This is a genomic window from Paenisporosarcina sp. P4_E4_2 (assembly GCF_056401595.1).
Window position 1 is genome coordinate 1 of sequence record NZ_JBFUJC010000142.1, and the last position, 7,788, is coordinate 7,788.

The window sequence follows — 7,788 nt, forward strand, 5'->3', positions numbered from 1 at the left end:
ACGATATGCTTTACCAATATTTAGCGGAATAACAGCACATTGTCATGTTTAATTGGCTGAACTGAAAGGAATACTTTCAGGAAAGGAGCTGATTAAGAGTGAGTAAACAACAAGCATTGAATATTTTAAAAGAAAGTCGCACCGGCACGATGGCAACGATTAAAAATAATAAACCACACTCAAGATACATGACTTTCTTCAATGAAGAATTCACTTTATATACGCCAACCAATAAAAACACGCATAAAGTTGAAGACATTGAAGCCAATCCATATACACATATTTTGATTGGCTATGACGGAGAAGGCTTCGGGGATGCATTCCTAGAGATTGAAGGCAAAGTAAGTGAAAGTAAAGACGAAAGTTTGAAAGAAAAAATTTGGAATGACCATATGAAAAATTGGTTCGAAGGTCCAGAAGACCCGAACTTAGTGATATTGGTTGTAAAACCAGAAAGCATTCGTCTTATGAACAAAAGTGGAAAACCACCTGAAACCATTGAATTTTAATAAATGCAAAGCTCACACTCAGACTGAGGGTGAGCTTTTTTGTGTAATGTGAAAGTTTGTGAAAAAATTAACGCTCAAACAGCGATGTTTATCGCTCAAACTGAACCATTTATCGCTCAGAAAGGTCTCAGAGTCAAGTTAACTTGTCCCTGAGATGACGGTTCCTCAAAGTGTGATTTTTAATCTCTCTCCATTGCTTTGTAGTACCCCAAAGCATCCCTTAAAAACTCTTCTTTCATGCCTGTCCGCGAGTTAATTCGTTGAATCCATTCCTCCAAGTTTAAATCGGAATCTTCCGCATGCAATTTCTGTGAAGTACTTAAAAAACTTCTCCAGTCATCAAATTCCCAGTGAACGATCTCTTCTTCCAAAGGAAGCCTGATTTCAACTAGCGGCTTCTTTCGGAAAACTTTTTGCACACGCTCTGAAATGGCCCACAACAAATGATCATCGAGTGGCGTCATATCGTATTCTGAAGTTGATACTTTCCCATTCGGCCTTTGATATGAAATGGTGGTCTTGTATCGTTCTGTCCGGAGTTTTACTTTTGCAGCAGGAAAAAATCCTTTGACATAGTCTTGGTGGTTAACCCGTTCTGCATCCACAGCGATTGGCTGAATCCATTGATCACCGAGATCGCACAAATAGCAATGTCCTTCACCATCTATCGCAATTACAGCAACATGTGCCCGTTCTGCATCGACATCATTCGTAATTCCATAAGCTTCAATACCTGCAGCACGGAATTCTTCAATTAACCATAGCGACAAGTCTACACAATTCCCAGCGACACCGAAATGCTCGAAATGCTCCTTAATCAAAGAAACAGGACGCTGTGCTCCACCACCTGATTGCTTGGACCACCATAGTTTCATCAGCGTATCCATAGGCTTGTCGTCAAATTTTCCCCATACAGCCAATATCTCTTTGGGTGCTTGCATTCGTTTCATCCTCCTTACCTTCATTAACATCATATCGTAATAATAAAAAGGATTCTCCTAGTTTATGGAGAATGATATAAAGATTCAATGACTCGAAAGGTGGAAGAGAAGCTTGGTTTAATATCCAAGATCCAGATGGGAACGTTGTCATGATTTGCAATTTTTGAGGTGTCTACATTGAAAGTTCTTTTCATATGCATTTAATGACGATGGTTAATTTTCTAATTGAAAGGAGCGCACTAAATTGCAATCTCTTAAACCGAAAAAGAGAAGTGCTTCCCGTATATGGATGGGAACTAAAGCTTATCGACTGAAACGATATGCTGAATGGGTACTGGATGAAAAAAAGTACGCAAAAAATAAGCGAAATGAATCACTGGAATATCGAGTTTTCAAACACAAGACACCGTTGCTGCGTCAGTTAAAAGACGTGGACATGCAACTGCAATATAATAAAGTCGTGAATTTAAAGATTGCGGCTAAAAAAGTAAGTGGAATCGTCGTTCAGCCAGGTGAAACGTTTTCCTACTGGAAGACAATTGGGAAAACAACGAGACGGAAAGGTTATCTTGACGGCATGATTTTGCATTATGGGAAAGTGCGATCTGGTCCAGGCGGTGGCCTTTGCCAATTATCCAACCTGATTTACTGGATGACTTTGCATACTCCACTTACTGTAACAGAACGCTACCGTCACAGTTACGATGTATTTCCGGATTCCAAGCGCAGCCAACCTTTTGGAAGCGGGGCAACTTGTGCATATAACTATTTGGACCTGCAGATTAAAAATGAAACGAATGAACCTTACCAACTAATCATTTACGTAACCGATCAATCTTTGGTAGGCGAATGGCGATCGACACAACCTTCTTTGACGACCTACAATGTTTATGAAAAAGAGCATTGGTTCACATTAGAACAATGGGGCGGGTACGTACGTCACAACACGATATACCGTGAAGTACTCAACCGTTTCGGAGAACGAATCGATGACGAGTTCATTACTGAAAACCATGCCATTACCATGTATGAACCTTTTCTGACGGATGGAAAAGCATAAAAGAAACAGCTCAGCAGGAATCTGCTGAGCTGTTTTATTGTTCGTCTAATAAAGAAAGAAAAAATGACTGTTTCGATTAACATTTACGGATGAGGTTTATATGTTTTGTATAGGGGTAAATTTGAATTAGAACATTAGAAACATTCAACTAACACAAAATATGAGGAGGAAACTAACATGGCAGATTGGAAAAAAACATTATTAGCAAGTAGTCTAGTAGGTGGAATCGTTTTGGGTGGTTTAGCAGGTTGTGGTGACGGAGTTGACCAGGATAATGGTGTCAATGATGGTGACCAGAAGGACGAAGTAGATTCTGAAAACAAAAACACTGAAGAAGGCGAAGAATAATTCAGCCGATTTAAGGAGCGTAAAGCTCCTTTTTTTTATGGACAATAAGTGAAGTTAATGGGTTAAGCCTTGTAACACCATCACTCTATAGCTTTTTAGCAGTTAAGAATTTCTCTTTAAATATGTTGCTTAATTCACTCCAAACGTCAAATTTATTCCCATCTAAATCATAAAAAACAAAGTTTTTTCCTGCATGCCCGCGGTTTTCGATATCGCCAATTCTTATTTCTTTTTCATTGAAATCCTTGTGTATACTTTCTAAAGCAGATAATCCGTTCACTTCAAAGGTAATAGAGAAATGTTCATTCCCATTAATGTCATAGAAGTTCGAGCTTTGATTATCTCTAGACTTAACAAGGAATATACTTTGGTTGGCTAAATTAAGAATAGCTTTATCGTTGTCTTTATAGCTTAATTCAGCACCTAATTTGTGTACATACCATTCCGAAGATAGCTCTACGTCGGTAACAGGTAAATATGTAGTTCCTACTCTTAGTAACTTTTCCTTCATCTTATAATCCTCCCCAAAAATTTTCTAAAATTGAGTTCTTCATCCTATTTCTATTTTCGATACTACAATGGGGAAATCCTGTTTGAACTTATGAACTGGAAACCGATCAAATAAAAAACCATCTCCTTTTTTTCGGGAGATGGTTTTCATTATGATTTGAATAAATTCAGCCAGCCTTTGTATTTAAACCAGGCGAACATTAACAATCCGATAAGTGCCATTCCGCCTAAAGCGAAAAAGTAGCCGTATTTCGTCTCGAGTTCCGGCATGTTTTCAAAGTTCATGCCATATACCCCTGCTACAAATGTTAGTGGAATGAAAATGGAGGATACAATCGTTAAAATCATCATGATTCGGTTCATTCGATTGGAGTTCATTGCCATATAGCTATCTCGTATATCCGCTGTAAGTTCTCGGTTTGACTCCACAATTTCTGTCAGTTTGACGAGGTGATCAGAAATATCCGCAAAGTAGGAATGTTCGTGCTGTTGAAGGTTAAAACTACTCGAGTTTAAAACTCGGTACATCAAATCACGCATCGGCAAAATCGTTCGGCGCAACCATAACAAGTCACTGCGCATTTCAAAGACAGTATCCATCGAAAAATGCTTCATATCAAACGTCATCTGATCTTCAATTTCGTTCAAATGGTCCTCAATCTTGTACACAAGTGGAAAGTAGGAATCAACCACTTTGTCGAGAATTTGATACATCGCATAAATCGCTCCACGTTCCCAGAAGGAGGCATCGCGTTGCAATTTTTCTCGAACCAAGTCCAATTCTTGAACGGTATTATGATGAAAAGTAACAACAAAATTCTTTCCAACGAATAAATCCAATTCTTCTGCTTCGAGTGTCTCTTCATTCAGCGTATGGACGACAAAGAAATGATATCCATCGTGGTAATCGACTTTCGGGCGCTGCAAGCGGTGTAAACAATCTTCAATCGCCAGTGGATGGAAATGAAAGAACGAATCAAGCAAAGCCCATTCAGTGGCTGATGGTTTGTCAAAATCAATCCAGTACCAGTCGAATGACTTTTTATGTAGATCTTCTAAAGGAAAGTCCATTTCTAATTGGCTATCAACGGTAACTCCAAATGTTCGAATCATAAGTAAAACCTCGTTTCACACTGTAAATGCTAGTAGTAGTTTACCACGAAAGTTCGATGTGCTTGTATTGAAGCCAACAAAATTCGTTTGAAAAAGGAGAAGTTACCAGTCGATTTCTTATAACTTCACATTAAAAGTTCATTTTCTAAATAATGTCTTAACAAGTTATTCACATCCTCTTCATATTCATCTATTACACTAAAGGTGCAAGCTCAAATCCAAGGAGGTCCTACATGAGTCAAACACGTTTGAAAAAGAAAGCTTTACCTATCGCAATCCTTTCGTTTTTAGCCATCAGTGGAGTCGCGGGAACCATTGCCACATTTCCATTTCATAAACGACAACGAATACCTCTAAAAGCTAGATAAAGGAAAAATAAAAAATGCGATTTAAAGGAGAGTCATTAACGTGGAAATTCAACGAAGACCTTGGAAAAAAATATCTTTGACGCGATTTATGGACTTCATAAGTAAGTCCACTCAAAGAGCACAAGAAAAGAGATTTTCTCAATTAAATTCATCACAGACACCTTGGAATTAACTAAACGCAATCATAAATAAATAAATTGATTCACTTTACTACTCTCATTTCTTATGGAGAGTTTTTTCTTGTTTAAAAACTCCTTCATACGGGAATTTACATATCTTTAATAACTTTTACCACTCCATACGCTGACAGATACGAAATCGGGATGAGAAGAAAAAGAATGATCAATCCAATCATCGTACCAAGTGGAGAGATAGGAAGTAGATTACCTGCAAAAAATCCAAGTATCTGAAAATAAATGACGAAAATGACGATGGACATGATTAGAATAATCATCTTATTTTTGAAGGTTTTCATTGTGATTCTCCTTCCGCAACAACCAAATATAGTACCATTAAGTATTACATTTACTTCCAATTGTTACAACTGTTTCTTTAAAGCGAGCGCATCGTTTGACTCTCTGTAAAATATAGTTTATTCTAGCCATGGAATTAATAAATTCATAAAGCGCCATTTTCACAATGGCGGCCAAGTTTTCTAGGGTTCCGCAAACAACCGGTTTGGTCTGGTCCAAGAGAAAACGCTTTGCACACATGCAAAGATACACGGAAGGATAAAAGCCTGGGAGATGACGTATGATACGTTTATCTCTCGGGCTTATTTTGATTTGGAAAAGGAGTATGTTTTCATGAATAAAGAATGGATGAAAGTCTTCATAGCAGCATTTTTTGAAGTGTTTTGGGTAATTGGTCTCAAGCATGCGGATGATATTTGGACATGGTTGGGCACGGCAATTGCGATTTCAGTGAGTTTCTATTTAATGATTATGGCAGGGAAAACACTTCCTGTTGGAACCGTGTATGCAGTGTTTGTCGGACTTGGTACAGCTGGTACAGTGATTGCGGATATCCTCTTTTTCGGGGAATCATTTAGTATCGCAAAAATTGCCTTGATTGCACTTCTGTTAATTGGGGTTGTCGGGCTTAAGCTGGTGACAAAAGAACAGGAAGAGGTGGAATCCTAATGGCGTGGATATTCTTAATCATTGCTGGATTGTTTGAAATGACAGGTGTGGCGATGATCAGTCAAGTGCATAAAAGTCGCAATTGGAAGTCCATTAGCGGATTGTTCGCAAGCTTTTTGGCAAGCTTCCTGTTCCTTGCACTCGCCATGGAAACCCTTCCGATGGGTACGGCATACGCAGTGTGGACAGGTATTGGTGCTTCAGGTGGAGCGATTTTAGGCATGATTTTATACGGGGAGCCTAAAACATGGTTGCGCATGCTGTTTATTGCCATGGTGTTAGGAGCGGCTGTCGGTTTGAAATTTATTTCTTAGGACGGTCATATCTATTTCCCGGCAAACATAGCATAACTTTATCACACACATAAAAAGCAGTATATTTTAATTTGTTAGAAAATTATGTTGACAAGTATTTTGCACCCTGTCATAATCCAATTTAGATTTTAAAAAATATCATATCTACATTTTTCTTATCAAGAGCAGGTGGAGGGACTAGCCCTATGAAACCCGGCAACCGACTTACGCGAGTAGGCACGGTGCTAATTCTTGCAGCAGTAGCTGACAGATAAGAGGATGTTAGTTCAACTACTAACCTCTTCTTTTTTGTGAAGAGGTTTTTTATTTTCCCTAAAGAGGTGGAGACATTGAGTGAAGTAATCGCGACTTATTTAGTCCATAGCATAGAAGAAAATTTAGAAAAAAAAGCAGAAGGCATCGCACTTGGCTTGACGGTCGGATCATGGACCGACTTACCGCAACTGGAACAACAGCAACTGAAGAAACATAAGGGACGCGTTGTATCTGTCCAAAAAGAAAATAGTCAATTAGAAAGCCGAACGAAAGGAATTATTCGCATTGCATACCCCATGGCGAATTTCAGTCCTGATTTGCCAGCCATTTTAACGACGACTTTTGGCAAGTTATCACTGGACGGGGAAATCAAATTAATTGATTTGGAGTTCAGTCCGGAATTAACGGGCCACTTTCCAGGGCCGAAATTCGGCACAGAAGGAATCCGACAATTGACAGGCGTGCAAGAACGACCATTTGTCATGAGTATCTTTAAAGGCATACTCGGGAAAGATTTGGGCTTTTTACTAACACAACTCGAACACCAAGCACGCGGTGGTGTGGATTTTGTGAAAGATGATGAAATTTTATTCGAAAACGAGTCGACGCCTTTTGAACAACGGATTGTAAAAGGACGTGAAGTACTCGAGCATGTTTTCTCGGAGACAGGTCACCGCACACGTTACGCAGTGAATTTGACAGGACGTACATTCGACTTAAAAGACAAAGCAAGACACGCGACAGAGCTAGGGGCAGATATGTTGCTGTTTAATGTTTATGCATACGGATTGGATACACTGCAAAGTTTAGCTGAAGATCCAGAAATTGCGATTCYGATTATGGCACACCCAGCCGTTTCGGGAGCATTCACTCCATCCCAAAAGTATGGTCTCTCAWACCACCTCGCACTGGGTAAATTATTGCGACTTGCCGGGGCGGATTTCTCGTTATTTCCTTCACCATATGGCAGTGTGGCCTTGGAAAAATCAGAAACACTACAAATTGCAGATGCACTCCATGTTCCTGGTTTGATAAAGACCTCTTTGCCAGTGCCTTCAGCCGGAATTCATCCGGGCATGGTGCCGCAACTGATTGAAGACTTTGGTATTGATTCCGTCATCAATGCAGGTGGCGGGGTGCACGGACATCCAGCAGGTTCTGCGGCAGGGGGCAAAGCATTCAGGCAAGCGGTTGATGCAACGCTTTCAAGGAAGACCTTATCAGAGGC

Annotated in this window: 11 protein-coding genes and 2 riboswitches; of the genes, 7 read left to right on the forward strand and 4 right to left on the reverse strand. The window is 39.6% G+C overall.

Annotation, left to right across the window (positions count from 1 at the left end; translation table 11 throughout):
- Positions 1 to 98 precede the first annotated feature (98 nt).
- Complete coding sequence (locus AC1DSB_RS11025; RefSeq protein ID WP_477531493.1) at positions 99 to 509, forward strand: pyridoxamine 5'-phosphate oxidase family protein; 411 nt, start codon at positions 99 to 101, stop codon at positions 507 to 509.
- 179 nt (positions 510 to 688) lie between these two features.
- On the opposite strand, the gene AC1DSB_RS11030 is transcribed toward AC1DSB_RS11025, so the two are convergent.
- On the reverse strand, positions 689 to 1,450 hold the full coding sequence (locus AC1DSB_RS11030; protein ID WP_477531492.1) for a hypothetical protein: 762 nt from the start codon (positions 1,448 to 1,450) through the stop codon (positions 689 to 691).
- 289 nt (positions 1,451 to 1,739) lie between these two features.
- On the opposite strand from AC1DSB_RS11030, the gene AC1DSB_RS11035 reads away from it, so the two are divergent.
- Together AC1DSB_RS11035 and AC1DSB_RS11040 are read left to right on the forward strand one after the other, a co-directional pair.
- A complete protein-coding gene (locus AC1DSB_RS11035) occupies positions 1,740 to 2,510 on the forward strand; it encodes a VanW family protein (RefSeq protein WP_477531518.1) in 771 nt (256 codons plus the stop codon).
- 177 nt (positions 2,511 to 2,687) lie between these two features.
- On the forward strand, positions 2,688 to 2,858 hold the full coding sequence (locus AC1DSB_RS11040; protein WP_016429805.1) for a hypothetical protein: 171 nt from the start codon (positions 2,688 to 2,690) through the stop codon (positions 2,856 to 2,858).
- A gap of 85 nt (positions 2,859 to 2,943) precedes the next feature.
- On the opposite strand, the gene AC1DSB_RS11045 is transcribed toward AC1DSB_RS11040, so the two are convergent.
- On the reverse strand, positions 2,944 to 3,369 hold the full coding sequence (locus AC1DSB_RS11045; RefSeq protein WP_477531491.1) for a VOC family protein: 426 nt from the start codon (positions 3,367 to 3,369) through the stop codon (positions 2,944 to 2,946).
- 149 nt (positions 3,370 to 3,518) lie between these two features.
- A complete protein-coding gene (gene corA / locus AC1DSB_RS11050) occupies positions 3,519 to 4,481 on the reverse strand; it encodes a magnesium/cobalt transporter CorA (protein WP_477531490.1) in 963 nt (320 codons plus the stop codon).
- A gap of 233 nt (positions 4,482 to 4,714) precedes the next feature.
- Between corA and AC1DSB_RS11055 the strand changes: the two genes are divergently transcribed.
- Positions 4,715 to 4,849, forward strand: a complete 135-nt coding sequence (locus AC1DSB_RS11055) for a hypothetical protein (protein ID WP_016429808.1) — start codon at positions 4,715 to 4,717, stop codon at positions 4,847 to 4,849.
- A gap of 268 nt (positions 4,850 to 5,117) precedes the next feature.
- Here the strand turns inward: AC1DSB_RS11055 and AC1DSB_RS11060 are convergent, their stop codons facing one another.
- Positions 5,118 to 5,324 (reverse strand): hypothetical protein, encoded by a 207-nt coding sequence (locus AC1DSB_RS11060; protein ID WP_477531489.1) that lies wholly within the window; start codon positions 5,322 to 5,324, stop codon positions 5,118 to 5,120.
- A 169-nt stretch (positions 5,325 to 5,493) separates the two neighbouring features.
- A riboswitch (guanidine-I (ykkC/yxkD leader) is annotated at positions 5,494 to 5,597 on the forward strand.
- Between the two features lie 58 nt (positions 5,598 to 5,655).
- Between AC1DSB_RS11060 and AC1DSB_RS11065 the strand changes: the two genes are divergently transcribed.
- The 3 genes from AC1DSB_RS11065 to AC1DSB_RS11075 form a co-directional block, all read left to right on the forward strand.
- Positions 5,656 to 5,991 (forward strand): DMT family transporter, encoded by a 336-nt coding sequence (locus AC1DSB_RS11065; protein WP_342542659.1) that lies wholly within the window; start codon positions 5,656 to 5,658, stop codon positions 5,989 to 5,991.
- The gene (locus tag AC1DSB_RS11070; protein WP_477531488.1) at positions 5,991 to 6,305 is read left to right on the forward strand and encodes a DMT family transporter; all 315 of its coding nucleotides are present in this window, start codon (positions 5,991 to 5,993) and stop codon (positions 6,303 to 6,305) included. Before AC1DSB_RS11065 ends, AC1DSB_RS11070 begins: the two co-directional genes overlap by 1 nt.
- A gap of 152 nt (positions 6,306 to 6,457) precedes the next feature.
- A riboswitch (SAM riboswitch) is annotated at positions 6,458 to 6,562 on the forward strand.
- A gap of 72 nt (positions 6,563 to 6,634) precedes the next feature.
- Positions 6,635 to 7,788, forward strand: a 1,154-nt coding sequence (locus AC1DSB_RS11075; protein WP_477586726.1) for a 2,3-diketo-5-methylthiopentyl-1-phosphate enolase, incomplete at its 3' end; no start/stop codon positions are given.

What these genes read in the sequence shown, in the direction of transcription:
- corA (WP_477531490.1), bottom strand. Translation starts at nt 4,481, where the DNA reads ATGATTCGAACATTTGGAGTTACCGTTGATAGCCAATTAGAAATGGAC.
- AC1DSB_RS11060 (WP_477531489.1), bottom strand. Translation starts at nt 5,324, where the DNA reads ATGAAAACCTTCAAAAATAAGATGATTATTCTAATCATGTCCATCGTC.
- AC1DSB_RS11055 (WP_016429808.1), top strand. Translation starts at nt 4,715, where the DNA reads ATGAGTCAAACACGTTTGAAAAAGAAAGCTTTACCTATCGCAATCCTT.
- AC1DSB_RS11035 (WP_477531518.1), top strand. Translation starts at nt 1,740, where the DNA reads ATGGGAACTAAAGCTTATCGACTGAAACGATATGCTGAATGGGTACTG.
- AC1DSB_RS11070 (WP_477531488.1), top strand. Translation starts at nt 5,991, where the DNA reads ATGGCGTGGATATTCTTAATCATTGCTGGATTGTTTGAAATGACAGGT.
- AC1DSB_RS11030 (WP_477531492.1), bottom strand. Translation starts at nt 1,450, where the DNA reads ATGCAAGCACCCAAAGAGATATTGGCTGTATGGGGAAAATTTGACGAC.
- AC1DSB_RS11040 (WP_016429805.1), top strand. Translation starts at nt 2,688, where the DNA reads ATGGCAGATTGGAAAAAAACATTATTAGCAAGTAGTCTAGTAGGTGGA.
- AC1DSB_RS11045 (WP_477531491.1), bottom strand. Translation starts at nt 3,369, where the DNA reads ATGAAGGAAAAGTTACTAAGAGTAGGAACTACATATTTACCTGTTACC.
- AC1DSB_RS11065 (WP_342542659.1), top strand. Translation starts at nt 5,656, where the DNA reads ATGAATAAAGAATGGATGAAAGTCTTCATAGCAGCATTTTTTGAAGTG.